General features: G+C 70.2%; 27 protein-coding genes and 1 pseudogene. 14 read left to right on the forward strand and 14 right to left on the reverse strand.

All coding sequences use genetic code 11. The annotated features are described in order from the left end of the window. Positions 1-121 precede the first annotated feature (121 nt). Positions 122-1006: an MBL fold metallo-hydrolase gene (locus AACG61_RS02595; protein ID WP_411838465.1), complete on the forward strand. Its 885-nt coding sequence runs from the start codon at positions 122-124 to the stop codon at positions 1004-1006. 22 nt (positions 1007-1028) lie between these two features. Next, a complete protein-coding gene (locus AACG61_RS02600) occupies positions 1029-2756 on the forward strand; it encodes a SulP family inorganic anion transporter (protein WP_411838466.1) in 1728 nt (575 codons plus the stop codon). 4 nt (positions 2757-2760) lie between these two features. Here the strand turns inward: AACG61_RS02600 and AACG61_RS02605 are convergent, their stop codons facing one another. From AACG61_RS02605 to AACG61_RS02645, 9 genes are all read right to left on the reverse strand, one after another. After that, a complete protein-coding gene (locus tag AACG61_RS02605) occupies positions 2761-3855 on the reverse strand; it encodes an AI-2E family transporter (protein WP_411838467.1) in 1095 nt (364 codons plus the stop codon). Beyond that, complete coding sequence (gene mnhG / locus AACG61_RS02610) at positions 3852-4235, reverse strand: monovalent cation/H(+) antiporter subunit G (protein ID WP_411838468.1); 384 nt, start codon at positions 4233-4235, stop codon at positions 3852-3854. The genes AACG61_RS02605 and mnhG overlap by 4 nt, the downstream gene beginning before the upstream one ends. Continuing rightward, complete coding sequence (locus tag AACG61_RS02615) at positions 4232-4513, reverse strand: K+/H+ antiporter subunit F (RefSeq protein ID WP_411838469.1); 282 nt, start codon at positions 4511-4513, stop codon at positions 4232-4234. Before AACG61_RS02615 ends, mnhG begins: the two co-directional genes overlap by 4 nt. After that, on the reverse strand, positions 4510-4995 hold the full coding sequence (locus AACG61_RS02620) for a Na+/H+ antiporter subunit E (protein ID WP_411838470.1): 486 nt from the start codon (positions 4993-4995) through the stop codon (positions 4510-4512). Before AACG61_RS02620 ends, AACG61_RS02615 begins: the two co-directional genes overlap by 4 nt. Then, the gene (locus AACG61_RS02625; RefSeq protein ID WP_411838471.1) at positions 4992-6593 is read right to left on the reverse strand and encodes a monovalent cation/H+ antiporter subunit D; all 1602 of its coding nucleotides are present in this window, start codon (positions 6591-6593) and stop codon (positions 4992-4994) included. Before AACG61_RS02625 ends, AACG61_RS02620 begins: the two co-directional genes overlap by 4 nt. Next, on the reverse strand, positions 6590-6937 hold the full coding sequence (locus AACG61_RS02630; protein WP_411838472.1) for a Na+/H+ antiporter subunit C: 348 nt from the start codon (positions 6935-6937) through the stop codon (positions 6590-6592). Before AACG61_RS02630 ends, AACG61_RS02625 begins: the two co-directional genes overlap by 4 nt. Next, a complete protein-coding gene (locus tag AACG61_RS02635; protein ID WP_411838474.1) occupies positions 6928-9834 on the reverse strand; it encodes a monovalent cation/H+ antiporter subunit A in 2907 nt (968 codons plus the stop codon). The genes AACG61_RS02630 and AACG61_RS02635 overlap by 10 nt, the downstream gene beginning before the upstream one ends. Before the next feature lie 133 nt (positions 9835-9967). After that, positions 9968-10153 carry a hypothetical protein gene (locus AACG61_RS02640; RefSeq protein WP_411838475.1) on the reverse strand — a complete coding sequence of 62 codons (186 nt, stop codon included), beginning with the start codon at positions 10151-10153 and terminating at the stop codon, positions 9968-9970. Between the two features lie 252 nt (positions 10154-10405). Then, positions 10406-10771 (reverse strand): hypothetical protein, encoded by a 366-nt coding sequence (locus AACG61_RS02645; RefSeq protein WP_411838476.1) that lies wholly within the window; start codon positions 10769-10771, stop codon positions 10406-10408. 149 nt (positions 10772-10920) lie between these two features. Here AACG61_RS02645 and ltnD point away from each other — a divergent pair, with 149 nt between their 5' ends. The 8 genes from ltnD (at position 10921) to AACG61_RS02685 (ending at position 19283) form a co-directional block, all read left to right on the forward strand. After that, positions 10921-11823 carry an L-threonate dehydrogenase gene (ltnD, locus tag AACG61_RS02650; protein ID WP_411839451.1) on the forward strand — a complete coding sequence of 301 codons (903 nt, stop codon included), beginning with the start codon at positions 10921-10923 and terminating at the stop codon, positions 11821-11823. Next, positions 11820-13067, forward strand: coding sequence for a 3-oxo-tetronate kinase (gene otnK, locus AACG61_RS02655; RefSeq protein ID WP_411838477.1), 1248 nt, complete (start codon positions 11820-11822; stop codon positions 13065-13067). Before ltnD ends, otnK begins: the two co-directional genes overlap by 4 nt. Beyond that, the gene (locus AACG61_RS02660) at positions 13064-13690 is read left to right on the forward strand and encodes an aldolase (RefSeq protein ID WP_411838478.1); all 627 of its coding nucleotides are present in this window, start codon (positions 13064-13066) and stop codon (positions 13688-13690) included. The genes otnK and AACG61_RS02660 overlap by 4 nt, the downstream gene beginning before the upstream one ends. Before the next feature lies 1 nt (position 13691). Further along, positions 13692-14480, forward strand: a complete 789-nt coding sequence (gene otnI, locus AACG61_RS02665; RefSeq protein ID WP_411838479.1) for a 2-oxo-tetronate isomerase — start codon at positions 13692-13694, stop codon at positions 14478-14480. After that, positions 14477-15259 (forward strand): DeoR family transcriptional regulator, encoded by a 783-nt coding sequence (locus AACG61_RS02670; protein ID WP_411838480.1) that lies wholly within the window; start codon positions 14477-14479, stop codon positions 15257-15259. Before otnI ends, AACG61_RS02670 begins: the two co-directional genes overlap by 4 nt. After that, positions 15256-16185: a D-erythronate dehydrogenase gene (gene denD, locus AACG61_RS02675; protein WP_411838481.1), complete on the forward strand. Its 930-nt coding sequence runs from the start codon at positions 15256-15258 to the stop codon at positions 16183-16185. Before AACG61_RS02670 ends, denD begins: the two co-directional genes overlap by 4 nt. Before the next feature lie 50 nt (positions 16186-16235). Then, the gene (locus AACG61_RS02680) at positions 16236-17633 is read left to right on the forward strand and encodes a GntP family permease (RefSeq protein WP_411838482.1); all 1398 of its coding nucleotides are present in this window, start codon (positions 16236-16238) and stop codon (positions 17631-17633) included. Between the two features lie 156 nt (positions 17634-17789). After that, positions 17790-19283, forward strand: a complete 1494-nt coding sequence (locus AACG61_RS02685; RefSeq protein WP_411838483.1) for a phospholipase D-like domain-containing protein — start codon at positions 17790-17792, stop codon at positions 19281-19283. Positions 19284-19288: 5 nt separating this feature from the next. On the opposite strand, the gene AACG61_RS02690 is transcribed toward AACG61_RS02685, so the two are convergent. Continuing rightward, on the reverse strand, positions 19289-19954 hold the full coding sequence (locus AACG61_RS02690; protein ID WP_411838484.1) for an autoinducer binding domain-containing protein: 666 nt from the start codon (positions 19952-19954) through the stop codon (positions 19289-19291). Between the two features lie 390 nt (positions 19955-20344). On the opposite strand from AACG61_RS02690, the gene AACG61_RS02695 reads away from it, so the two are divergent. Further along, positions 20345-21403 carry an aldo/keto reductase gene (locus tag AACG61_RS02695; RefSeq protein WP_411838485.1) on the forward strand — a complete coding sequence of 353 codons (1059 nt, stop codon included), beginning with the start codon at positions 20345-20347 and terminating at the stop codon, positions 21401-21403. A gap of 56 nt (positions 21404-21459) precedes the next feature. Then, positions 21460-22389, forward strand: a complete 930-nt coding sequence (locus AACG61_RS02700) for a DnaJ C-terminal domain-containing protein (protein ID WP_411838486.1) — start codon at positions 21460-21462, stop codon at positions 22387-22389. On the opposite strand, the gene AACG61_RS02705 is transcribed toward AACG61_RS02700, so the two are convergent. From AACG61_RS02705 to ccmI, 4 genes and pseudogenes are all read right to left on the reverse strand, one after another. Continuing rightward, positions 22353-22544 (reverse strand): DUF1289 domain-containing protein, encoded by a 192-nt coding sequence (locus tag AACG61_RS02705; RefSeq protein WP_411838487.1) that lies wholly within the window; start codon positions 22542-22544, stop codon positions 22353-22355. The genes AACG61_RS02700 and AACG61_RS02705 overlap by 37 nt on opposite strands. Before the next feature lie 111 nt (positions 22545-22655). Then, positions 22656-23132 carry a Holliday junction resolvase RuvX gene (ruvX, locus tag AACG61_RS02710; protein ID WP_411838488.1) on the reverse strand — a complete coding sequence of 159 codons (477 nt, stop codon included), beginning with the start codon at positions 23130-23132 and terminating at the stop codon, positions 22656-22658. Beyond that, positions 23129-24007 carry a tetratricopeptide repeat protein gene (locus AACG61_RS02715; protein ID WP_411838489.1) on the reverse strand — a complete coding sequence of 293 codons (879 nt, stop codon included), beginning with the start codon at positions 24005-24007 and terminating at the stop codon, positions 23129-23131. The genes ruvX and AACG61_RS02715 overlap by 4 nt, the downstream gene beginning before the upstream one ends. 110 nt (positions 24008-24117) lie before the next feature. After that, a pseudogene (gene ccmI / locus AACG61_RS02720) lies at positions 24118-24531 on the reverse strand (c-type cytochrome biogenesis protein CcmI); the annotation flags it as partial. Here ccmI and AACG61_RS02725 point away from each other — a divergent pair. Both AACG61_RS02725 and AACG61_RS02730 read left to right on the forward strand, forming a co-directional pair. After that, positions 24530-25795, forward strand: a complete 1266-nt coding sequence (locus AACG61_RS02725) for a sarcosine oxidase subunit beta family protein (protein ID WP_411838490.1) — start codon at positions 24530-24532, stop codon at positions 25793-25795. The pseudogene ccmI and the gene AACG61_RS02725 sit on opposite strands and share 2 nt — an antisense overlap. Positions 25796-25885: 90 nt before the next feature. Further along, positions 25886-26140: a hypothetical protein gene (locus AACG61_RS02730; RefSeq protein ID WP_411838491.1), complete on the forward strand. Its 255-nt coding sequence runs from the start codon at positions 25886-25888 to the stop codon at positions 26138-26140. The last annotated feature ends 36 nt before the right edge of the window (positions 26141-26176 follow it).

A 26176-nucleotide genomic window follows, 5' to 3' on the forward strand; every position in this document is an offset into this window, starting at 1 on the left:
CCGGCGCCTGCCGCCCCTGTCGCGGCGGCCTGTGTCGATGCCCCCTGCCCAGGGCGGCAAAGCCTGATATGATGCGATGCGAAGGACCGGCACCAGCACATCGCCGGGACCGAGGTGCAGCATGACCGACCATTCCATCGACATGTCCATCCACCCGGAGGTCACCGCCTTTCCGGACGATGCGACGAACACGATCAGCTATGTCGTGCACGATCCGGGGTCCGACGCCTGCGCGGTGATCGATTCGGTGATGGACCTGGACTATGCGGCGGGGCGCATCAGCCATGAGGGCGCCGACCGCATCATCGCCCATATCCGTGCGCATGGGCTGCGCCTGGACTGGATCATCGAGACCCATGTCCATGCCGACCACCTGTCGGCTGCGCCCTATCTCCAGGACGCCCTGGGCGGACGCATCGGCATCGGAGAGCGCATCCGCGAGGTGCAGGACACCTTCGGCCGGATCTTCAACGAAGGCACCGCGTTCCAGCGTGACGGCAGCCAGTTCGACGCGCTGTTCGCGGATGGCGACGTCTATCACGTGGGGACCATGCCGGTTCTGGCGATGGCCACGCCGGGGCACACGCCCGCCTGCATGACCCATGTCATGGGCGATGCGGCCTTCGTGGGCGACACGCTGTTCATGCCCGACGGCGGCTCGGCCCGCGCCGATTTTCCGGGGGGCGATGCCGGGGTGCTCTATGACAGCATCCAGCGCGTGCTGGCCCTGCCGGACCGGATGCGGCTGTTCATGTGCCACGACTATGGCCCCAACGGCCGCGAGATCCGGTGGGAGACCACCGTCGCCGAGGAGCGGGCGCACAACATCCATGTCGGCGGCGGTCGCAGCCGCGAGGAGTTCATCCGCTTTCGCACCGAACGCGACGCGACGCTGCCCGTGCCGCGGCTGATCCTGCCGTCGCTGCAGGTGAACATGCGCGCCGGAGAGATGCCCGTGGACGGCGAGGGCCGCCCGATGCTCAAGGTTCCGGTGAACGGGCTGTGACGGCGCAGGGCGACCGGCAGGCATGAGGCCCATGCGCGACTATTTCCCGATCCTGGACTGGGGTCGCCGCTATGACCGGGCGGCGCTGTCGGACGATCTGCTGGCGGCGGTGATCGTGACGATCATGCTGATCCCGCAATCGCTGGCCTATGCGCTTCTGGCGGGGCTGCCGGCGCAGGCGGGGCTCTATGCCTCGATCGTGCCGATCATGCTCTATGCGGTCCTCGGTACCAGCCGTGCCCTGGCCGTGGGGCCTGTGGCGGTCGTGTCGCTGATGACGGCCGCCGCCATCGGCACCGTCGCACAGCAGGGCAGCATGGGTTACGCGGCGGCCGCGCTGACGCTGGCCTTCCTGTCGGGGGCGATCCTGGTCCTGATGGGGCTGCTGCGCCTGGGTTTCGTGGCCAACTTCCTGTCGCACCCGGTCATCGCGGGCTTCATCACCGCCTCGGGCATCCTGATCGCGACCAGCCAGGCGGGCCATATCCTGGGGGTCGGCGCCAGCGGCCATACCCTGCCCGAGATGCTGTCATCGCTGATCCGCGCCCTGCCGCAGACGAATGGGGTGACGCTGCTCATCGGGCTGAGCGTCACGGGGTTCCTGTTCTGGGTCCGGCGCGGGCTGAAGCCGCTGTTGCGCCGGATGGGCATGGGCGCGCGGGCCGCGGACATCGTGACCAAGGCGGGGCCGGTCCTGGCGGTCGTGGCCAGCACGCTGGCGGTCTGGGGCCTGGACTTGGAGGCGCAGGGCGTGCGCGTCGTGGGCGCGGTGCCGCAGGGGCTGCCGCCGCTGACCATGCCGCCGCTGAGCGCGGATCTGGTCGGGGCGCTGATCGTGCCGGCGCTGCTGATCTCGGTCATCGGCTTCGTCGAATCGGTCTCGGTCGCGCAGACCCTGGCCGCCAAGCGCCGCCAGCGCATCGACCCCGACCAGGAGCTGATCGGCCTAGGCGCGGCCAATCTGGGCGCGGCCTTTACCGGAGGGATGCCGGTCACGGGCGGTTTCGCGCGGTCGGTGGTCAATTTCGACGCGGGCGCGGCGACGGCGGCGGCGGGGGTCTTCACTGCGGTCGGGCTGGCCGTCGCGGCCGTGGCGCTGACGCCGCTGATCTTTCATCTTCCCATCGCCACGCTGGCCGCGACGATCATCGTGGCGGTGCTGTCGCTGGTCGACCTCGGCATCCTGCGCCGGGCCTGGGCCTATTCGCGCACCGATTTCCTGGCCGTGGCGGCGACGATCCTGGCCACGCTGACGATGGGGGTGGAGGCCGGCGTGTCGTCGGGCGTGGCGCTGTCCATCGCGCTGCACCTCTACAAGACCTCGCGCCCGCATGTGGCCGAGATGGGTCTGGTCCCCGGCACCCAGCATTTCCGCAACATCCTGCGCCATGACGTGCGGACCGACCCCGCCATCCTGACTTTGCGCATCGACGAGAGCCTCTATTTCGCCAATGCCCGCTTCCTGGAGGACCTGCTGGCCGAGCGCGTGACGCCCGACTGCGCGCTGCGCCATGTGGTGCTGATGTGCTCGGCCGTGAACGAGATCGACCTCAGCGCGCTGGAGAGCCTGGAGGCCATCGCCCACCGGCTGGACAGCATGGGCATCGCCCTGCACCTGTCGGAGGTCAAGGGCCCGGTCATGGACCGCCTGAAGGCCACCGACTTTCTGGCGCGTCTGTCGGGGCGGGTGTTCCTGTCGCAATACGATGCCTGGGTCGCGCTGGCGGGGCCACGCGGGGCCGCCGCCTGAACGCTCAGGCGGCGGGGGGCAGGTCGTCGGCGTCGCGCTGCCATTCGCGCCAGATCGCCATCAGCAGCGCCATCAGCACCGGCCCGATGAACAGTCCGATCAGGCCCATCGTCTTGACGCCCCCGATCAGCCCGAAGAACGTCGTCAGGAAGGGCAGCTTGACCGGGCCGCCGACCAGCACCGGGCGGATGGTCTTGTCCACGATGAACAGCTCGACCGAGCCCCAGACGAACAGCGCCGCCCCCGCGAAGGCCGATCCGCTGAAGACCAGATAGGCCGAGATCAGCGTGAAGGACAGCGGCGCGCCGCCGGGGATCAGCGCCATGAATCCGGTGATGACCCCGAAGACCACGGGCGAGGGCACGCCGGCCAGCCAGTAGGCGATGCCCAGGATGACGCCCTCGCCGATGGCGATCAGCGTCATGCCGGTGACGGTGGCGCTGATCGTGGCGGGCACGACGCGGGACATGTGCGACCAGCGTCCCGGCAGGATGCGCCCGCCGACCCGGTCCAGCTGCGCCACGATGCGTTCGCCGTCGCGATAGAAGACGAACAGCGTCACCAGCGTGAAGAGCGTGTTCAAGGCCAGGTGGAAGGCGTGCGAGCCGACCGTCAGCACGCCGCGATAGACCGTGCCGATGTTCGAGCCGCTGACCGCCTGCACGATCTCTCCGATGGCACCGGGGCGGCCGATATGGGTCAGCCACTGCCGGTCCAGCCAGTCGCCGGCGGCGGGGATCGTGGCGATCCAGGCGGGGGTGGCGGCGCCCTGCTGGTTCACCTCGGTCGCCCAGAGGACCCAGATGCGGATCTCGGCCGCGGCATAGCTGAGCGCCAGCGCCAGCGGCACGATCAAGATGCCCAGGATCGCCACCACCATCAGGCTGGCCGCGCCGGTGCGCCCCATCCGGTGCGCCAGCCGGTCGCGGATGCCCCAGCTGGCCACCGCGATGATCGTCGCGGCCAGGACCGGGATCAGGAAGCCGTGGAAGAAGTAGAGCGACGCCGCCAGGATGCCCAAAAGCAGCCAGCGCGCGGCCGAGATGTCGGCGACCAGGGGACGCAGATGCGTCCGGGGGGCCGGTTGCGGAGGGGTCATCGCGGCTCCTTCAGGGGGGCGTCGGAGGGGGGTGTGGTGTCGGGGGCGCGCGCGGCCGGGACGTCGGTCGAGCCTTCGGAGCGGTCGCGGTGCAGCGCGGCGCGCCCCAGCAGCATCAGCGTGACCGGCACCGTCGCCAGCAGCGCGGCGCCCACGACGATCTCGTGCATGACGATGCGGTCCTGGGTCCAGCTGGCCAGCAGCATCGAGGCGATCACGATCCCCCCGGTGCCCCAGCTGGTCGCCAGGGTCGGCGCGTGCAGGCGGTCGTAGAAGCTGCGCAGCCGCAGGAAGCCCCAGGCCCCGATCAGCGCCAGAGTGGACCCCAGGACCAGGAAGGCCGCGATCAGCAGCGACAGCCAGACGGGAAGGTCGGTCATTCGATCACCTCGCCGCGGAACAGGAACTTGGCCAGCGCGACCGAGGCGACGAAGCCCATGACCGCGACGACCATCGCCGCCTCGAACAGGAACAGCGAGCCGAGCCGCATTCCCGTCACCAGGAACAGCAGCATCGCGACGATGTAAAGCGTGTCCAGCGCCAGCACACGGTCCTGGGCGCGCGGGCCGCGCAGGATGCGCAGCCCCGCAAGGCAGGCCGCGGCGCCCAGGGCGACCTGCGCATAGATCAGGGCGGCGTTCAGAATCATCTGGCTCATTCGAACAGCTCCTGCAGCATGGGTTCATAGACCGAGGATATGACGTGACGGTACTGCTCCGTCTCGCGCGCGTCGAAGACGTGCAGCGTGAGGACCCCGTCCTCGGACCGGTACTCGACCCAGGCCGTGCCGGGCGTGGCGGTCAGGATGACGGCCAGCGCGGCCAGGCCCGACTGGCTCTTCAGGGCCAGGGGGATCTCCAGGAAGGCTGCCTGCCGTCCCGAGCGTCCCTCGGTCAGGATCAGCCGCGTCACCGCCGCGTTCGAGCGGATCACGTCGAGAAACACCGTCCACAGCAGGCGCGGCAGCACCCGCCATCCGCGCATCGGCACCGATTGCGGCTGCAGCGCGGCCATGGCCCGGCCTGCGACCACGGCGATGCCGCCGCCCAGGATCGCATGGCCGAGCGAGAACCGCGTCAGCATCATCCACATCACCCACAGGACCAGCCACAGGACGGGATGGGGAAGGATCCGGCTCATGGCGTCACCTCGGTCGCGGCGGGCAGGGGTCGGGGACCATAGCGCGGCGCGTCCAGCAGCCGTTCGGCCGTGCGGTCGGTATAGCGCAGCACGGCCTCGGAATGCAGGCTCAGCGCCCCCAGCATCGCGATCAGCAGGATGACCGGCGCGATCTCCAGCGCCATGACCGGGGGCGCGTCGCCCTCGGAGGCCCAGAAGGTCTGGATGCCGATCCGCGACAGCGCGATCAGCGTGGCCAGCCCCGAGGCCAGCAGCAGCCCGATGAACGACCAGGTCAGCGCCGGCGACAGGCTGGCATCGGCCAGCGCGCCCTGGATCATCACCATCTTGCCCACGAAGCCCGGCAGCGGCGGCAGACCCGCCAGCGCCAGCACGCCCAGCCCGAAGCAGCAGCCCAGCACCGCCAGGCCCGCCGGAATGACCAGGCGGTCGGGGGTCTCGTCCAGGTTGCGCACGGCGTCGGCGCCGTAGATCTCGGCCGTCAGGGCCAGGATCGCGGCGCTGCCGCCGTCGTCGCGGCTGGCGGGTTCGACCAGCATGAACAGGATCGCCGTCGCAAGCGTCGAACCCACCAGATAGTAGAGCGCCCCGGCCAGCATCCAGCCGTGCCCCCCGGTCACCGCAAAGCCCACCACGGCCAGCACCGTCCCCGAGGAGAGGATGATCGAATGGGCGGCGATGCGCCCCATGCCCTGGGACCCCAGCACGCCCAGGATGGCGAAGGCCGTCGTGGCCAACCCCAGCCCGATCAGCACCGTGCCGCCGAAGCCCGCCGAGGCCCCGGCGGTCGCGCCGAAGAACAGCATCGACAGGCGCAGGATGACATAGACCCCGACCTTGGTCATGATCGCGAAGATCGCGCCCACCGGCGCCGCCGCGGCCGTGTAGGCCGGCGGCAGCCAGAAGGACAGCGGCCAGCAGCCCGCCTTGATCAGGAAGGCCACGCCCAGAAGCGACAGGCCCAGATGCAGGAGCGGCCGGTCGGTCGGCGCCACATCGGCGATGATCGAGGCCAGATGCGCCATGTTCAGCGTGCCCGTCACCCCGTAGATCAGGCTGACGCCCAGCAGGAACAGCAGCGACGCCGCCAGGTTGATGGCGATGTAATGCAGCCCCGACCGCACCCGGCCGCGCCCCGACCCGTGCAGCAGCAGCCCGTAGGAGGCCGCCAGCATCACCTCGAAGAACACGAACAGGTTGAACAGGTCGCCGGTCAGGAAGGCGCCGTTCAGCCCCATCAGCAGGAACTGGAACAGCGGGAAGAAGTGCTGCCCCTGCCGGTCCCACGACGCCTTGGCATAGATCAGCGAGGCCAGCGCCAGCACCGCCGTCAGCAGCAGCATCATCGCCGAGAGGTGGTCGAGCACCAGCGTGATCGCCATGGGCGCGGCCCAGTCCCCGAGGCGATAGACCGCCTCCGAGCCCGGCACGTCGCCCTTGGCCTGGACCAGCAGGCGCACCGCGATGCCCAGGAGTGCCAGCACCGAGGCCAGGCTGAGCCAGAAGCGCGCGACCCGCCGCCGGTCATCCGACAGCAGCATCACCGCACCCGCGACGAAGGGAATGAGGATCGGGGCGATCAGCAGATGCTGGTTCATTGCGGGCCTCCTTCCTTGCCGTCGACATGGTCGGTGCCGGTGAAGCCGCGCGCGGCGATCATCACCACCAGGAACAGCGCCGTTGTGGCGAAGCTGATGACGATGGCCGTCAGCACCAGCGCCTGCGGCAGCGGATCGGCATAGCGCGAGGGGTCGACGAAGCCGCCCTTGGGCATGATCGCCGGCGCCCCGAGCGTCAGCCGCCCCATGGAGAAGATGAACAGGTTCACCGCATAGGACAGCAGGCACAGCCCGATGATAACCTGGAAGCTGCGCGGACGCAGCAGCAGCCAGATGCCCGATGCGGAGAGGATGCCGATGGCCAGGGACAGGATCAGCTCCATGGGCGGACCTCGCTTGCGTCGTCGTCTTCGTCATCGGCCGCGCGCATCCGCGCCGCCCGCAGGGACTGATGCGCGATGGCGATCAGCATCAGGATGGTGGCGCCCATGACCAGGGCAAAGACGCCCAGGTCGAACAGCATCGCCGTGGCGGCCGGGACCTCTCCGACCAGCGGGATGTCCACGTATCGCGCATGCGCGGTCAGGAAGGGATAGCCGAAGATCCACGACCCCGCCCCGGTCGCCACCGCGACCAGGAGGCCGATGCCCATCCAGCGGATCGGCATGACCGTCAGCCGTGTCTCGACCCACCGCACGTTGGTTGCCAGATACTGCAGCAGGAAGGCGATCGCCATGGTCACGCCCGCCGCGAAGCCCCCGCCCGGCAGGTCGTGCCCGCGGAAGAAGAAATAGGCCGCGATCATCACCAGCACCGGGAACATCCAGGTCATGATGACCGACGGCACCAGCAGCGTGTCGTCCAGCATCTGCCGGCTGGTGGCGGATTGCTGATCGGGCGGATCCACGCTCTCGGGGGCCGGGCGGAAGCGGCGCAGCAGCGCGAATACCGTCAGCGCGACGATGGCCAGGACCGCGATCTCTCCGAAGGTGTCGAAGGCGCGGAAATCGACCAGGATGACGTTCACCACGTTGGTGCCCCCGCCCTCGTAATAGGCGTTGGCCAGGAACCAGTCGCCGACATTCGGGATCAGCGGCCGCGTCATCACCGCATAGGCGGTGGCGGCGATGCCCGCGCCGCCCGCGATGGCGATCACCAGGTCCTGCATCCGGCGGCGCCGCGCAGCGGGGCGGTTGTCCGCCGCCAGGTCCGCGCGCCGCTGCGGCAGCCAGCGCAGGCCCAGAAGCAGCAGCGTCGTGGTCACCACCTCGACCAGCAGCTGCGTCACCGCGAGGTCGGGGGCCGACATCCAGGCGAAGGTCACGCAGGTCACGATGCCCGCGCCGCCCAGCATGACCAGCGCGGCGAAGCGGTGATACTTGGCCTGCCACGCGGCGCCCACCGCGCAGGCCGCGCCGATGGCCCACATCAGCGCGAAGCTGAGGTTCGGGGCGTTCGTGCGCGGGCTGTCGGCCAGCACGAAGCCGCCCCAGGAGGCCGCCGCCGCCGCGATCACCGCCGCCGCGACCAGCACGCGCATCTGCGGCTGCAGCCGTTCCGTGGCCAGCCAGCCCAGCAGCCGGCGCGGGATGACCCAGCCCAGCTTCAGCAGCAGCCGGTCATAGATGCGCTGCGCGCGCAGGTGATGCAGCAGGGCCGGACCCTCGGGTCCGTGGGGCAGGCGCGCGGCCAGCCACAGATAGATCAGCGCGCCCGTTCCGAAGGCCACCAGCGACAGCATCAGCGCCGCGTTCACCCCGTGCCAGACGGCGATGTGGACCGGCGGCGTGTCCGCACCCAGCACCGCGTCGGCGGCCGCCTGGATCGCCGGGCCGATGGCCAGCGCGGGCAGGATGCCCACGATCAGGCACAGCACGACCAGCACCGCCACCGGGCCGCGCATCCCCGCGCCGGGTTCGGCGGGTTCGCGCGGCAGGTCCGTGGGCAGCGGCCCGAAGAACACCGACAGGATGAAGCGCAGCGAATAGGCGACCGAGAAGGCGCTGGCCACCACCGCCAGATAGGGCAGGCTGTCGTCCAGCAGGCTGCCGTTGTGCCAGGCGACGGCCTCGGCCAGAAACATCTCCTTGGAGAGGAAGCCGTTCAGCAGCGGCACCCCCGCCATCGCGCCCGAGGCCACGATGGCCAGCGTCGCGGTGATGGGCATCACCCGCCACAGCCCGCCCAGCCTGCGCATGTCGCGGGTGCCGGTCTGCTGGTCGATGATGCCCGCGGACATGAACAGCGAGGCCTTGAAGATGGCATGGTTGCAGATGTGGAAGATCGCCGCGACGATGGCCCCTTGGCTGCCGATGCCCGCCAGCGCGGTGATCAGGCCCAGATGGCTGATGGTGGAATAGGCCAGCAGCCCCTTGAGGTCGTGGCGGAACAGCGCGATCACCGACCCGATCAGCAGCGTCGCCATGCCGGTGCCGGTGACGGCATAGAACCACGCCTCGGTCCCGCCCAGGACGGGGGTGAAGCGGATCAGCAGGAACACCCCCGCCTTGACCATGGTGGCGCTGTGCAGGAAGGCCGAGACCGGCGTGGGCGCGGCCATCGCGCCGGGCAGCCAGAAATGGAACGGGAACTGCGCCGATTTCGTGAAGGCGCCTATCAGGAACAGGCCCAGGATCAGCCCGTACCACGGATGGGCGGTCACCTGCGGCCCGGCCGCCAGCACGGCGTCCAGATCGAAGCTGCCCGCGACCATGCCCAGCATGACCATGGCCAGCAGCAGGCACAGCCCCCCCGTCGCCGTCAGCAGCAGCGCCGTGCGCGCCCCGTCGCGCGCGGGCTGGCCCTGGTGCCAGAAGCCGATCAGCAGGAAGGACAGGATCGACGTCGCCTCCCAGAAGACGACCAGCATCAGGATGTTGCCCGACATCAGCACGCCCTGCATCGCCCCGGCGAACCCCATCAGGAGGGCAAAGAACCGCGGCAGGCCGGCCTTGCCCGCCATGTAGACCCCGGCATAGACGACGACCAGCAGGCCGATCCCCGCGACCAGCGTCGCGAACAGCCATGAGAACCCGTCCAGCCGCAGCGTCACCGACAGCCCCGCCGACGGCACCCAGTCCAGGCTGGCGCGCAGCACGCCGCCGTCCTGCACGACCCCGGACAGTCCGGCCAGCACCGCCAGCGACAGGATCATCGACAGGCCGGCGGCCCAGGCCGCCAGGGTGCGGTGCAGAAGGGGGATGATCGCGGCGGCTGCGAAGGGCAGCAGCGCCAGAAGGGTCAGGAGGGTCTGTGGCGTCGGAACGGCGCTGGAATCCATGGGTGTCGGAGGCTTTCGCGGGGGCTTCGGGACGGGCGGGCGGGGTCCTTCGGACGGGTGTTCGCGTTGGGGCAGGCAGGCTCCGGGGCGGATGGCCGCCCCGGACGGGATGATATCTGAGGACCTGTGACGTTCAGGCGATGATGGCCAGGACCACCGCGGCCAAAACCGTCAGGGCAAGGCCAATCCAGAAGCCGGTCCTATTATAGACGGGCGCGTCTTCGGCGCAATTGCCGCAACGTCGCTCGTTGAAGGTCAGCATGTGCCCACAGGCCGGACAGCCGAAGCGCCGGGCGGGGTCGTTCGGGGTGTCGCTCATGGCTCACCCGTGCAGTCCGGAGATGATCGCTCCGGCCAGCATGGCGCAGGTCAGAAGCGACATGACGGTGATTTTCACGCGTGTCGAGGTCATGGCTCGTGCTTTCTAATGGGCCCGCGCGTGGCCTGCGGCCGCTGTCGCGACGGGCATTCCGGTAAGAGGGGGTGCAAGGGGGCGGCGCAGGACGCGATGCCGCGGTCCGCACCCCGCAAGGGGCCCGGGTTCCGCGCGGCGTCCGCGCCGCCGAGGGGCTTACAGCACGGGCGGGCCGCGAACGCGGGGATGGTCCGCGCGGTCCTGTTCGGACAGGACTTGGGCCGGGGCGAATGGCTGACGATGCGCGAGGACCAGGGGCGCGGCCGGGGCCGTCGCGTCGCGGCTCACCCCCGGCGGGGTCGCGTCGCCTCCGGAGGGCGTCGGCGCGGCGGCCGTCAGCTTGGCGACCAGAATGGCGGCCATCGCGGGGCGCGCATCCTGCAGCTGCGCGATGTCGGGCGGGTGGCCCTGCAGCCAGCTTCCGACATGCGGGGCCGAGGCGAAACCGGCGACCTGCAGCAGCCCGACCGCAAGGATCGCGGCGCGCAGGATCTGCGTCAGCTGAAGAAGCGGTCTGGCCATGCGCGCTTTTCTGACGGCTGCGGCCCCGAAGGACAAGATGCGATCCGGTCCGGATGCGGCGCCCTGACGCTGCCGTGATCAAGATTGTTGCATTGTGGGCAGATTTGTGAATGTTTGTGCAAACTCAAGAAGGGGAGCTGCCAATGCCGATCGCGTCCGATTACCGGGTCTGTGTCGTGGGACTGGGTTCGATGGGCATGGGGGCGGCGCAGTCCTGCCTGCGTGCGGGACTGGCGACCAGCGGGATCGACCTGGACCCCGCCCGCCGCACGGCCTTTGCCGATCAGGGCGCCGAGGCGGTGGCCGACGGCATGGCCGGTCTGCCGGGCGATTTCGACGCGGTCATCGTGCTGGTCGTGAACGGTGCGCAGGCCCGCCAGGTGATCCTGGGCGAGGGCGGTGTGGCCGGGCGCATCCGTCCGGGCGGCGCGATCATGGTCAGCTGCACGCAGTCGGCCGAGGATGCGCGCGCCCTGGGCGCCGATCTGGCGGCGCGGGGCGTCCTGATGCTGGATGCGCCGGTCTCGGGCGGGGCCGCCAAGGCCGCGCAGGGGGCGATGACGGTGATGGCCTCGGGGCCGGACGCGGCCTTCGACGCGCTGGCCCCGGTGCTGGAGGCGGTGGCGGCCAAGACCTATCGCATCGGGCCTGAGATCGGGCAGGGCGCCACGGTCAAGGTCATCCACCAGCTGCTGGCGGGCGTGCATATCGCGGTGGGCGCCGAGGCGATGGCCCTGGCCGCCCGCGCGGGCATCCCGCTGGACACGATGTATGACGTGGTGACCAACGCCGCCGGCAATTCCTGGATGTTCGAGAACCGGATGAAGCATGTGGTCGACGGCGACTACACCCCGACTTCGGCCGTGGACATCTTCGTCAAGGATCTGGGGCTGGTGACGGAAACCGGGCGCGCCCTGGGCTTCCCGCTGCCCCTGGCCTCGACCGCCTTCGCGATGTTCCAGCAGGCCTCGAACATGGGCCACGGGCGCGAGGATGACAGCGCGGTGATCAGGACCTTCTCGGGCATCACCCTGCCGGAGGGGAAGGCATGAAGATCGGCGTCATCGCGGATGACTTCACCGGCGCGACCGACATCGCGGGCTTTCTGGTCGCGGGCGGCCTGACCACCACGCAGATGATCGGCGTGCCGGAGGCGGATGCGCAGGTCGATGCCGATGCGGTGGTGATCTCTCTGAAAAGCCGGTCGAACCCGGCGGCAGATGCGGTGGCCGACAGCCTGGCCGCGCTGGACTGGCTCAGGGCGCGGGGCTGCGCGCAGATCTATCAGAAATACTGCTCGACCTTCGATTCGACGGCTGAGGGCAATATCGGCCCGGTGGCCGATGCGCTGATGGCGGCCCTTGGCACCGACATCACGGTGATCTGCCCGGCGCTGCCGGTGAACGGGCGCTCGGTCTATCTGGGCCATCTGTTCGTGGGGCAGGACCTGCTGCAGGATTCAGGCATGCGCGATCACCCGATCACGCCCATGCGTGACAGCAGCCTGATCCGGCTGATGGAGGGGCAGGCGCAGGGCCGCTGCGGCCTGGTCGATGCCGCGACCGTCGATCAGGGGCCGCAGGCCGTGCGCGACCGCATCGCCGCGCTGCGGGCGGACGGCGTGCGCTATGTCGTGCTGGACGCGATCAGCGACGCGCATCTGGCGACCCTGGGGCAGGCCGTGGCGGACATGGCGCTGGTCACCGGCGGGTCGGGGCTGGGCTACGGCATCGCGCGCGCGGTGTCGGGTGGGGCCGATGCGCAGGCGCAGGACGCGGGCGCGCCGCTGGCGGGGCCTGCGGTGGTGATCTCGGGCTCCTGCTCGGTGATGACCAACCGGCAGGTCGCGGCCTATCGCGCGCTGGCGCCGACGCTGGACGTGGATGTGAACCGCTGCCTGGCCGATGCCGACGCCTATGGCGCCGGGCTGGCCGAATGGGTGCTGGCGCAGCCGCAGGGTCGCGCGCCGATGATCACCGCGACCGCCGACCCGGCCCGCCTGCGTGAGATCCAGGGACAGCACGGCGCCGCCGCGTCCGAGGCGGTCGAACGCACCTTCGCCGCCGCCGCCGCGCGTTTGGCCGAAGGCGGCATCACCCGCTTCATCGTCGCGGGAGGAGAGACCTCGGGGTCCGTCACGCAGGCGCTGAAGGTCACGGGCTTTGCCATCGGGCCGCAGATCGCGCCCGGCGTGCCCTGGGTCCGCGCGGTGGACAAGCCTTTGTCGCTGGCGCTGAAATCCGGCAATTTCGGGGCCGAGACCTTCTTCACCGACGCGCAGGAGGTCCCCGCATGAGCGCCGCCGACCGCATGGTGATGCTGTGCCGCAGCCTGTTCGAGCGCGGCTATTCCGTGGGCGGCGCGGGCAACGTGTCGGTCCGGAACCCCGATGGCGGCTTCACCGTGACCCCCACGGGCAGCAGCCTGGGCCGCCTGTCGGCCGATGCGCTGTCGGTGATCGGCGCGGATGGCGAACCGCTGCCCGGTCCGAAGCCGTCCAAGGAATTCGCGTTCCACCGCGCGTTGTACGATGTGCGGCCGCAGGCGGGGGCCATCGTGCATCTGCATTCGACCTATCTGACGGCGCTGTCCTGTCTGGAGGGGCTGCCGCGCGACAATGCGATCCGGCCCTTCACCCCCTATTACGTCATGCGCATCGGGCACATGCCGGTCATCCCCTATTCCCGCCCCGGATCGCCGCAGATCGGGCTGGACCTTGCCGCCGCCGCGCAGGGCAGCAGCGCGCAGGCCTTTCTGCTGGCCTCCCACGGGGTCGTGGTGCTGGGCCGCGACATCGACGATGCCGTGAACAATGCCGAGGAGCTGGAGGAGACCGCCAAGCTGCAGTTCATCCTGCGCGGCGAGAAACTGCACTACCTGACCAAGGCCGAGATCGCCGAACTGGGCGGAGGATACTGACATGACCCGCATTGCTGCGAACCTTTCGATGCTGTTCACCGACGCGCCCTTTCTGGACCGGTTCGACCGGGCGGGTGCCGCGGGCTTCGACACGGTCGAGTTCCTGTTCCCCTATGACCACCCCATCGAGGTCGTGAAGACCCGGCTGGACCGCAACGGTCTGCGCCTGTCGCTGATCAACGCGCCCGCGGGCGATTGGGCGGGGGGAGAGAAGGGCTTTGCCGCGCGTCCGGGAAAGCGCGCCGAGTTCCGCGCCAGCGTGGAGCAGGCGATCACCTATGCCACGGGCCTGGGCTGTCCGCGCATCCATGTCATGTCGGGCATCACCGCCGATGAGCCGGACCGCGCCACCTGCGAGGCGGTCTGGACCGAGAACCTGCGCGAGGCCGCCGACATGGCCGCAACCGCCGGCCTGTTCATCAGCATCGAGCCGCTGAACAGCCGCGACGTGCCGGGATACTTCATCGCCCATCAGGACCCGACGCTGGCCCTCATAGAGCGCCTGGATCGCCGCAACGTGCTGCTGCAGTTCGACGTCTATCACACCCAGATCATGGACGGCGACATCATCCGCCGGATCGAGCGGTTGAAGGGCGCCTATGGCCATGTCCAGATCGCGGGCGTCCCAGACCGCCACGAACCCGACACGGGCGAGCTGAACTATGCCGAGATCTTCGCGGCGTTCGATCGCACCGGCTTCGATGGGCCGATGGGCTGCGAATACAACCCGCGCGGCCGGACCGAGGACGGTCTGGGCTGGGCCGCGCCCTATCTGCGCGCGGTGCCATGATCCCGGCCGAACGCCAGCAGTTCATCCTGTCCTGCCTGGCCGAACGCGACATCGTCAGCATCGCCGACCTGGTCGAGCGCATGGGCGTGTCGCACATGACCGTCCGCCGCGACATCCAGGCGCTGGAGGAGGCGGGGCGCGTGTCCTCGGTCACCGGCGGCGTGCGGCTGTCGCGCCGGCTGGCGCAGGAGCTGCCGCATCTGCAGAAGGCCGCGATCAACACCGCGGCCAAGCGCGCGGTGGGGCAGGCCGCGGCCGATCTGGTCCGCGACGGCATGGTCATCTATCTGGACGCGGGCACGACGCTGCTGGAACTGGCGCGCCAGATCGCCGGGCGGCGGGGGCTGACGGTGGTGACGAACGACTTCGTCATCTGCGCCTGGCTGTCCACGCATTCGGACTGCACGCTCTATCACAGCGGCGGGCTGGTCGAACGCGCGAACCAGTCCTGCGTGGGCGGTGCGGCCTCCGAGGCGCTGGCGCGGTTCAACTATGACATCGCCTTCATCTCGACCTCGTCCTGGACAGTGGCGGGGCTGAGTTCGCCCTCCGAGGCCAAGGGCCCGGTCAAGCGCGTCGCGGTCGATCGCGCGCGGCGCGCCGTGCTGGTGTCGGATTCGACGAAATACGGCGCGGTGGCGGCGATGAACATCCTGCCCGTCTCGGTCTTCGACACGGTCGTGACCGATGCGGGCATCGACGCAGGCGCGGCGGACGCGCTGCGCGAGATGGGGGTGCAGGTGATCCTGGCCCCCGACCTGAAGGGAGAGAGCCTATGACCATCATCGTGACCGGCGGCGCCGGATTCTTGGGCGCGCGCCTGATCGCGGCCCTGCTGGAGGACGGCGCGGAACGCATCGTGTCGCTGGACCGGGTGGCCTGCCCGGTCGATGACGCGCGGGTGGAGAGCCTGGTCGGCTCCATCGACGACCCGGATGCCGTGGCCCGCGCGCTGTCGGGGGGCGCGGACACCGTCTATCACCTGGCCGCCGTGCTGTCGGGCCAGTCCGAGGAGGATTTCGACACCGGCCTGCACATCAACGTCGACGCCACGCGCCTGCTGCTGGAGGCCTGCCGCAGGCTGGACCGCGCGCCGCGCTTCGTCTTCACCAGCTCGCTTGCCGTGTTCGGCGGAGAGATGCCGCAGATCGTGCCGCCGACCATGGCGCTGATGCCCCAGTCCTCATACGGCTGCGGCAAGGCCATCGGCGAACTGCTGGTCAGCGAATACAGCCGCAAGGGCTTCGTCGACGGGCTGACCGTGCGCCTGCCCACGATCTGCGTGCGCCCCGGCGCGCCCAATTCCGCGGCCTCCAGCTTCGTCTCCGGCATCATCCGCGAGCCGGTGGCGGGGCAGGCGTCGGAATGCCCGGTGCCGCTGGACACGCGGCTGTGGATCAGCTCTCCGGGCGTGGCGGTCGCGAACCTGGTCCGCGCGGGGCGCATCCCGGCGGCCGATCTGGGCATCAACCGCGTTATGGACCTGCCCGGCATCACCGCGACCCCGGCCCAGATGCTGGACAGCCTTGAGCGGCTGGTGGGTGCGGACGCCCGCGCCCGCGTGGCCCTGACCCGCGACCAGCGCATCATCGACATCGTCTGCAGCTGGCCCGGCGCCTTCGACGTGACGCGCGCGCGCGCCCTGGGCTTTGGCGCGGATACCGATTTCGACGCGATCCTGACGCAGTTCCTGGCGGATCGCTGAGCCTTTTCAACTGGAGGCGCCCCGTGACGGGCGCAGTGGAGGACTAACCCATGGCTGAACCCGGAACGGAGTTCCAGCTGATCGCGGGACTTGGCTTTGCCATCTTCCTGCTGATCTTCCTGGTCGTGAAGACCAAGGTCCACGCGATCATCGCGCTGATCATCGCCGCGTCCGTGTCGGGCCTGCTGGGCGGCATGATGCCCGCCGAGGTGATCGAATCGATCACCACCGGCTTTGGCCGCACGCTGTCGACCATCGGCCTGGTCATCGGCTTCGGCGTGATGATGGGCCGCATCCTGGAGATCTCGGGCGCGGCCGAGCAGATGGCCTACACGCTGATCCGGTGGGTCGGGAAGAAGCGCGAGGATTGGGCGATGGTCCTGACGGGCTACATCGTGTCGATCCCGATCTTCTGCGACAGCGCGTTCGTCATCCTGTCGCCGCTGGTCAAGGCGCTGGCGCGCTCCTCGGGCAAGTCGGTGCTGACGCTTGGCATCGCGCTGGCGGGCGGTCTGATGCTGACGCATCATGCCGTGCCGCCGACCCCCGGCCCCCTGGGCGTCGCGGGAATCTTCGACATCGACCTGGGTCTGATGATCCTCTGGGGCATCGTCTTCACCATTCCCGGCATGGCGGTCATCGTCTTCTATGCCCGCGCCATGGGGCCCCGGCTGGAGCGGATGATCCAGGCCGATACCGGCGAGGACATCGCCGCCGCCTATCGCCAGTTCGAGACCGCCGCCGATGAGCGCCAGAAGGTCCTGCCCTCCCTGGGCCTGTCGGTCCTGCCGCTGCTGCTGCCCATCGTGCTGATCTTCCTGAACACCATCGCCACGACCGTGGTGCGGGCCTCGGGGAACGAGGCGCTGGAGACGAACCCGCTGGTCCAGGCCATGGCCTTCTTCGGCAACCCGGTCATCGCCGTGGCGCTTGGCCTTCTGGTGTCGATCTACACGCTGGTGCCGGGCCGTCCCCGCGACGAGGTCCTGGCCGAGATGGAGAAGGGCGTCGAAAGCGCCGGCATCATCCTGCTGGTCACCGGCGCGGGCGGCGCCCTGGGGTCGGTGCTGCGCGACAGCGGCGCGGGCGACGTGATCGGCCAGGCCGTCGCGGGCCTGGCCATTCCGGCCGTGCTGATCCCCTTCGTCATCAGCTCGCTGGTGCGCCTGATCCAGGGGTCGGGCACGGTCGCGATGATCACCGGCGCGTCGATCTCGGCGCCGATCCTGGTCGGCATGGGCGACGTGAACATGGTCTTCGCCGCCCAGGCCGCGGCGATCGGCTCGATGGTCTTCGGCTATTTCAACGACAGCTACTTCTGGGTGATCAACCGCATCCTGGGGGTCAAGCAGGCCAAGCACCAGATGCTGCTGTGGTCGGTTCCGACCACGCTGGCCTGGGCCTCGTCGCTGGTCATGCTGCTGATCTGCAACGCTCTGTTCGGCTGACCAAACGGGCGCTGTGCGACGGCGCCCGAAAAAATCTGCGCGCGGTGGGAACCGGTCTTTGCCGCGCGCGTTCGGGGTCACGCGTCGGATGCTGCGCGTGACCTCTGCCGGCCGCGCGCCGACGGAGTGACAGTCTGGAAAGGTCGGCGGAACAGAATGGATGGATCAACGGATCGGCTGGCACGCCCGGGGTGGAACTGCTGGCGGGTCGAGCAGTCCGGCCGCTTCGCCGTCATCACCGACGCCGACGACTATTTCCGCACCGTCCGTCAGGCGATGCTTCAGGCGCGCCATTCGATCCTGATGATCGGATGGGATTTCGATGCCCGCATCCATCTGGGCGACAATTCCGATGGCGGCCCGGCGGCCCTGGGCGATTTCGTCATGTGGCTGGCGCGGCGCACGCCCACGCTGCATGTGCGGCTCCTGCGATGGGATACCGGCGCGCTCAAGTCGCTGTTCCGCGGATCGACCCTTCTGACCATCCTGCGCTGGAAGATGCATCCGCGCATCACGTTGCGCCTTGACGGCAAGCACCCCCTGGCCAGCAGCCATCACCAGAAGATCGTGGTCATCGACGACTGCCTGGCCTTCTGCGGCGGCATCGACATGACCGAGGGGCGGTGGGACACGCGCGAGCATATCGACGACGACCCGCGCCGTGTCAGCGCCTCGGGCGCGCCGCTGAAGCCCTGGCACGACGCGACGACCGCCTTCGACGGCCCCGCCGCGCGGGCCTTGGGCGATCTGGCGCGCGACCGCTGGCGCATCGCCTGCGGCGAGGAGCTGGCGCCGATCAGCGATTCCTCGGGCTGCTGGCCGGACGGGCTGGCCCCGACCTTCCGCGACGTGCCGCTGGCCATCGCGCGGACCCGCCCCGAGATCCCCGACGTGCATCCCGCCTTCGAGATCGAGCAGATGTATCTGGACCTGATCGCCCGCGCGCAGCGGGTGATCTATGCCGAGAGCCAGTATTTCGCCTCGCGCCGGATCGCGCAGGCCATCGCGCGCCGCCTGGTCGAGGAGGACCCGCCCGAGATCGTCATCGTCAACCCGGTCGGCGCGCAGGGCTGGCTGGAGCCGCTGGCGATGGACACCGCCCGCGCCCAGCTGGTCGAGGCGCTGCGCCGGCTGGATCACCGCGGCCGGCTGCGCATCTATCACCCGGTCACCGCCAAGGGGGCCGAGATCTATGTCCATGCCAAGGTGATGATCGTGGACGACCTGTACCTGCGGGTCGGCTCGTCGAACTTCAACAACCGCTCGATGCGGCTGGACACGGAATGCGACGTGATGCTGGCCGCCGACCGGCCGGGCGCCGATGTCACGCGTGCGCGCATCACCGCGCTGCGCGACGACATGCTGGCCGAGCATCTGGCCCTGTCCCCCGAGGCCGTGTCCGAGGCCATCGCCGCGCATGGCGGCCTGATCGCGGCCATCGAGGCGCATCGCGGTCCGCAGGGCGAGGGGCGCACGCTGATTCCCTACGAGATCCCCGAGCTGACCGATTTCCAGGCCTGGCTGGCCGATAACGAGATCCTGGACCCCGAAGGCCCCGACAAGATCTTCGAGCCCCTTGGCAAGCGCAAGGGGCTGATCCGGCACTGGCACTGGCCCCGGCGGCTGCGCTGGCGGCGCAGGCGCGCCTGAGGGCGTCACTCCGGCCCGACCGGGAACCCCTTGGCCAGCCCCGAGATGCTGATCCCGTTCAGCAGCCCCGCGTCGATCGCCTTGCGGATCGCCTGCGGCGTGTCCTCGGCGCCCAGGGCGGTCCGCGCCGTCCTCAGCCGATAGCGCAGCGCGGTGCGCGAGATGCCCAAGGCCTCGCAGGCCTGGTCATAGGTCATCCCGCAGGCGATGGCCTCCAGCGCGTCGATCAGGATGGGGCGCAGCGCCGTCCCCTGGCCCACGATGTCATGGGCCTGGCGCAGCAGCGCCTCCATCTGCGCGATCTCGGCATCGGTGAACTCGCGCGTGGCATGCGCCGCGCCGATGTAGGACCGCGATTCGGCCGGTCCGACCGAGATCGCCGCCCCGTAGGGCAGCCCGTAGGCCCTGGCCTGTCCCAGCACGTCCAGCGGGTCCGACAGCAGCGCGGGCAGTTCGGACCAGCGGATCGTGCCCTCGTGCATCACGCACCAGATCATCATCGGATCGCCCACCCCCAGATTGGCGCGGGTATAGGTCTGAATCCAGCCCGACGGATAGGTCGAGACCCGCCGGACCGGCCGCGAATAGCGGATGTGCAGCCCGATCGTGAAGCCGCGCGGTGCCAGCGTCGCCAGCGTCTCCTCGATCTGGGGCAGCGTGTTCAGGGACATGGGCGGGGCATCGGGCGGCGGGACATCGGCTGGCGGGGCATGGCGATGGCGGGGGCTCCTCAGGGTGAACGAAGATGTTCGGACCAGATAGGGGCGGCGGGCGGGGCGGGCAAGGTCGGGGTCTCGGGAAGGCGTGGCGTGGGGGCAACATAGCCTTCTGGGGCTATACCCGTCACGGCCTGCCGGGTGTAAACGTTAACAAGCGCCTGTTGCGCGTATTTTCGGTTTGGGCGTCTTGCCCGCATTTCAGTCGGTCGAAGGGCGCCCATCGCGGCGCCCTTCTTTTTTGTCGCGCCGTCCGGGGCCGGGTTGCCCTGCGGCACGGGCACGGGTTGCGCCCGCCGCCGCGATCGCTAGCCTGCGCGCGACATCGCAAGCAGGAGTGGTCGGATGGAACGTGTGAAACTGGGCGGCAGCGCGGTCGAGGTCAGCCGGATCTGCCTGGGCACGATGACCTTCGGCAACCAGACCGCCGAGGCCGACGCCCACGCGCAGATCGACGCCGCGGTCGAGGTCGGGATGACCTTCATGGACTGCGCCGAGATGTATCCCGTAAACCCCGTCCGCCGCGAGACGATCGGCGTGTCCGAGGAGATCCTGGGCCGCTGGCTGGCGCGGGACGGCAACCGCGACCGGGTCGAGGTCGCCACCAAGATCACCGGGCCCAGCCAGATGGTCCGCGACGGCGCGCCCTTCGACGGGGCGACGGTGCGGGCCTGCATCGACGCCTCGCTGCGCCGGCTGCAGACCGACCGGATCGACCTCTATCAGCTGCACTGGCCGGTGCGCGGCTCCTACGGCTTCCGGCAGAACTGGGGGTTCGATCCCTCGGGGCAGGACAAGGCCGCGACGCTGGCCCATATGGAGGACGTGCTGGGCGCCCTGAAGGACGCCGTCGCGGCGGGCAAGATCCGCGCGGCGGGGCTTTCCAACGAATCGGCCTGGGGGCTGACGCGGTGGTGCGACGTGGCCGACCGGATCGGCGGGCCGCGCATGGCCGCGATCCAGAACGAGTATTCGCCGCTCTATCGCCTCTACGACACCGACCTGGCGGAGGCCGCGGTGAACGAGGACGTGACGCTGCTCTCCTATTCGCCGCTGGCGGCGGGGCTGCTGACCGGGAAATACGCCGACGGCGCCCTGCCCGAGGGCAGCCGCGCGGCGGTGGACAAGGCGACCGGCGGTCAGGGCAACCTGGGCGGGCGCAAGACGGGGCGCGGGGTCAAGGCGGCCGCGGCCTATGGCGCGCTGGCGGCCGAGCATGGCTGGGACGTGATCCACATGGTCATCGCCTGGCAGCTGACCCGGCCCTTCAAGGTGGTGCCGATCATCGGGGCGACCAGCCTGGAGCAGTTGCGCCACCTGATCGCCGGGCTGGGCCGCGATCTGCCGGACGAGCTGCGTCGCGGCATCGAGCGGCTGCACAAGGCCCATCCTCTGCCCTATTGATGCGCGGCATTTCGCCTCTATCTTCTTGACGACACGATGAAAGGTGGGGGTTCGGCATGGCTGGTGATCCATATGCGGCTCTGGGCGTCGCGCGCGGCGCCAGCGCGGACGAGATCAAGAAGGCCTATCGGCGCATCGCCAAGACCGATCATCCGGACCTGAACCCGGACCCGGCGGCGGCGCGTCGCTTCGCGGAGGCGTCGGCGGCCTATGACCTGCTGAAGGACCCCGAGCAGCGCCGCCGCTTCGACGCGGGCGAGATCAACGCCCAGGGGCAGGAGCAGGCGCCGCGTTGGCAGGGGCGGCCGGGCGGCCATCCCTTCGGCGAGGCGCCGGGGCATGGCGGCGACCCGGACCTGTCGGACGTCTTCGCCGACCTGTTCGGCCAGCGCGCGGGGCCGCGTGGGGGCTTTGGCGGGTTCGGGGGCTTTGGCGGCTTTGGCGGCGGGCGCGCCGACATGCGCGGGCAGGACCTGCGGCTGATGCTGCAGGTCGATTTCCTGACCGCCGCGCGCGGCGGGCGCAGCCGCGTGACCCTGCCCCAGGGCGGCACGCTGGAGGTGACCATCCCCAAGGGCGTGCGCGAGGGGCAGGTGATCCGCCTGCGCGGCAAGGGCGAGCCGGGCATGGGCCGCGGCGAGCCGGGCGACGCCTATCTGGAGGTGCGCGTGGCCGAGCATCCGCAGTTCCGCCGCGAGGGCGACGACATCCATCTGGTCCTGCCGATCAGCCTGGACGAGGCGGTGCTGGGCGGCAAGGTCGCGGCGCCGACCATCGACGGGCCGGTGAACCTAACCATTCCGCGGGGCGCGACCTCGGGTCAGCGGCTGCGGCTGCGGGGGCGGGGCGTGAACGGCGGCGATCAGCATGTCGAGCTGCGCATCGCCATGCCGCCCAAGGTGGACGCGAAACTGGCCGCCTTCTTCGAGGAATGGCGGCGCGAGAACGCCTATGATCCGCGCCGGGGCCTGTCCGAGGCCAGCTGACGCGCGGGCAGCTGCGCCATGACGGCGGCGCGGGCCTGTGGGGTCATGCGGCCCCAGGCCGCGATCTCGGCCAGGGTGCGGTGGCAGCCGAGGCAGAGGTCGCTCTCCGAGTCGATGCGGCAGAGCTTGACGCAGGGGCTTTCGATGGCGGTCACGGGCTCAGCCCCGCGGTCCGGAGCGCGGGGGAGGGGGGACGGGCCGTGCAAAGCCCGGCCCGGACGCTGCCGCTTGGCCGGGGGCCGCGCTGGCGCGCGGCGGGCGTGCCGCTATCCATGGGCTTCGATATGGCGCAGACGGTCCAGCGCGCCCTGCAGGATGTAGCCCGCGGCGACCTGGTCGATGACCTCGGCCCGGCGCTTGCGCGAGGTGTCGCCCTCCAGCAGCGCGCGTTCGGCGGCGACCGTGGACAGGCGTTCGTCCCAATAGGCGATGGGCAGGTCGGTCAGCCGCGTCATGTTGCGCGCGAAGGCGCGGGTGGCCTGGGCGCGCGGGCCTTCGGACCCGTCCATGTTGCGCGGCAGGCCGAGGACCAGCCCGGCCAGCCCCCGCTCCGCGATCAGCGCCAGAAGCGCCTGCGCGTCCTGCGTGAACTTGGTCCGGCGGATCGTGGTCAGGGGCGAGGCCACGCCGCGCATCCCGTCGCTGACGGCCACGCCGATGGTCTTGGTCCCCAGATCCAGCCCGGCCAGCGCGCCGAAACGGGGCAGGGCGGCGGCGAAATCGGTCATCTCCTCGTGGATCATCGCTCCAACCCCGCCTCGGTCGCGGCCCGGTCGATGGGGGCGATGGCCTCGGGGATCTGGCCGAACCGCTGTCGGGCCTCGGCCAGGATGGCGCGGGCCTGCTCAGCCTCGCCCAGCACGGCAAGGCCCGCGATCAGCCGCGCCCATTCCTCGGGCGCGCCGCCCTGTTCGGCCAGGCGGCCCTGCAGGCGGGCGACCATGTCGCGGGCCATCTGCTGCTGATCCTCGGCGGACATGGCACCTGCGGCGGCCAGGGCATCCGCGTCCGGGCCGGGCAGGGGCGCGGCTTCGGCGGCGGGGGGCGCGCGGTATTCGTCGTCGCCGGCCAGCCAGGCCAGCTCCTCGATCGCCTCGCGAATGGAGGGGATCCAGGGTGCGCTCTCGGGCCCCTCCTCCAGCAGGCGCCGCCAGATCGGGAAGGCCAGGTCCGGGCGGCCGTTCTGGATGAAGAGGACGCCGCGCAGATAGCGGGCCTGGGGCAGGGTCGCGTCGCGCTGCAGCGCGCGGTCCAGAAGCGCCTCGGCCTCGGGGGTGATGACGCCGCCGGCGGCCTCGATCATCAGCGTGGCCAGCTGCATCAGGGCGGCAGGCTGGGCCGCGTCGCCGGACAGCTCGACCAGCCGCGCCTGCGCCTCGCGCGCGGCGGGCAGGTTGCCGAGCCGCATCTCATGCGTGGCCAGCAGCGACAGACCCTCCGGGTCGTCGGGATTGCGCGCCACCGCGTCGCGCAGCTGCTCGACCATGGACAGGTATTCGGGATCGACGCCGGACAGGTCCGGGGCGGGACGCGCGGGGGCGCGGGCCTCGGCCTCGGCCTGGGCGGGACGGTCGCGATAGGCCGCATCGGCGGCGGCGATGCGCGCCGACAGCGGCATGTCGGGCGCGCCCGGCACCCCCTCGCGCCAGTAGAGCGCCAGCCCCCGGCCAGCGCCGCGACCAGCGCGGCCACCGCACCCAGGCCCGCGCCGCGCGACGCGGCGGGCGCGGCCTCGCGCAGGCGGCGGTCGGCGTCCAGCACCTTGCGGCCGATCTCGGCACGCAGGCGCGCGGCCTCGTCGGGGGCGATGACGCCGCGGGCCAGGTCGCGATCGACCTCGGCCAGCTGGTCGCGATAGACGCGCAGGTCGAAGGCCGCGGCGGGCACGGCGTCGCCCCGGCCCCGGCGCAGGGGCGACAGGATGGCAAACGCGCTCAGCAGGGTCATGCCCGCGGCCAGGATCCAGAACATCGGCACCTCCATTGCCGCGTTCCTAGCGCGGATGGCCGGGAACCGGAAGGCGGCAGCATCCTGCCCACACGATTGTCGCATGTCGCATTTCGCCGCGATCTGCCGCAAGGCGCCTTGAGGCCCGGCCCGCCCCCCGCCATGGTGCATCCGACCCATCCCGAGAGGCACCATGCCCGAGAACCGCCCCGCCCGCCGCTATTCCGTCTTTGCCATCGCCCGCGAGGCGCTGCGTCAGCACAAGGGCTGGACGCGGGCCTGGGCCAGCCCGGAACCGAAATCGCGTTACAAGGTGATCGTGGTCGGTGCGGGCGGGCACGGGCTGGCCACGGCCTATTACCTGGGCAAGAATTTCGGCATCACCGATGTCGCGGTGATCGAGAAGGGCTGGCTGGGCGGCGGGAACACGGGCCGCAACACGACCATCATCCGGTCGAACTATCTCCAGGACCCGTCTGCCGCGATCTACGAGAAGGCGCGCAGCCTCTACGAGACGCTGTCGCAGGATCTGAACTACAACATCATGTTCAGCCCCCGCGGCCTGATCATGCTGGCCCAGACCGAGCACGAGATCCGCGGCTACAAGCGCACCGTCTATGCCAACAACCTGCAGGGCGTTCAGACCGAATGGCTGGACCCCCAGCAGCTGAAGGCCAAGGTGCCGATCATCAACCTGGACGGGCCCCGCTATCCGGTGCTGGGCGGGCTCTATCAGGCGCGCGGCGGCACGGCGCGCCATGACGCGGTGGCCTGGGGCTATGCGCGGGCCTGTTCCGACATGGGCATGCACATCATCCAGAACTGCGAGGTGACGGGGGTCGAGACCGAGGGCGGCCAGGTCCGCGCCGTCAACACCTCCAAGGGTCGCATCGGCTGCGAGAAGCTGGCCATCGTGGTCGCGGGCCATTCCAGCCAGTTGGCCGCCATGGCGGGCTTCCGCCTGCCCATCGAGAGCGTGGCGCTCCAGGCGCTGGTCAGCGAGCCGATCAAGCCCTGCATGGATGTGGTGGTCATGGCCAACACCGTCCACGGCTACATGTCGCAATCCGACAAGGGAGAGATGGTGATCGGCGGCGGCACCGACGGGTTCAACAACTTCACGCAACGCGGCTCGTGGCAGCATGTCGAGGAGACCGTCCGCGCCCTGATCGAGACCTTCCCGATGATCTCGCGCCTCAAGATGCTGCGCCAATGGGGCGGCATCGTGGACATGACCGGCGACCGCTCGCCGATCCTGTCGGCGACGCCGGTGGGCGGGATCTTCGTCAATTGCGGATGGGGCACCGGCGGGTTCAAGGCGATCCCCGGATCGGGCTGGGCCATGGCGGAACTGATCGCCAAGGGCACGCCCGGACCGCTTGCCGCCGATTTCGGGCTGAACCGGTTCCGCGAGGGGCGGTTCATCGACGAATCCGTCGCCGCCGGCGTGGCGCACTGACCGGGGGCGCGGAATGTCGAGCGGGAACGGAACCTTGGGGCGGTGCTGCGGATTTACCGGGCATGACAGAACTGACCGAAAGGGTTCACCATGGCTGACCGCAACAACAACGGCCTATACTTCATCGTCGGCGGCATCGTCGTCGTCGTGGCGCTGCTGTTCTTCTTCATGTCAGGCGGCGACACCGGCGTGGCCACGACCGATCCGGTCGCGGGCGACACCACCAACGTCACCGTCGAAACCCCCGATGCCGCGCCCGCGACCGATGCGCCCGCCGTCACCGTCGAGACCGACAGCCCGCCCGCGACCGACGCTCCGGCAGCTCCCGCCGCTCCGGCCAACTGATCGCGCAGGGATCGCGCGCGCCCTCGGGCCGCGCGC

It is taken from the genome of Paracoccus sp. ME4 (assembly GCF_046736325.1).
GTDB lineage: Bacteria > Pseudomonadota > Alphaproteobacteria > Rhodobacterales > Rhodobacteraceae > Paracoccus.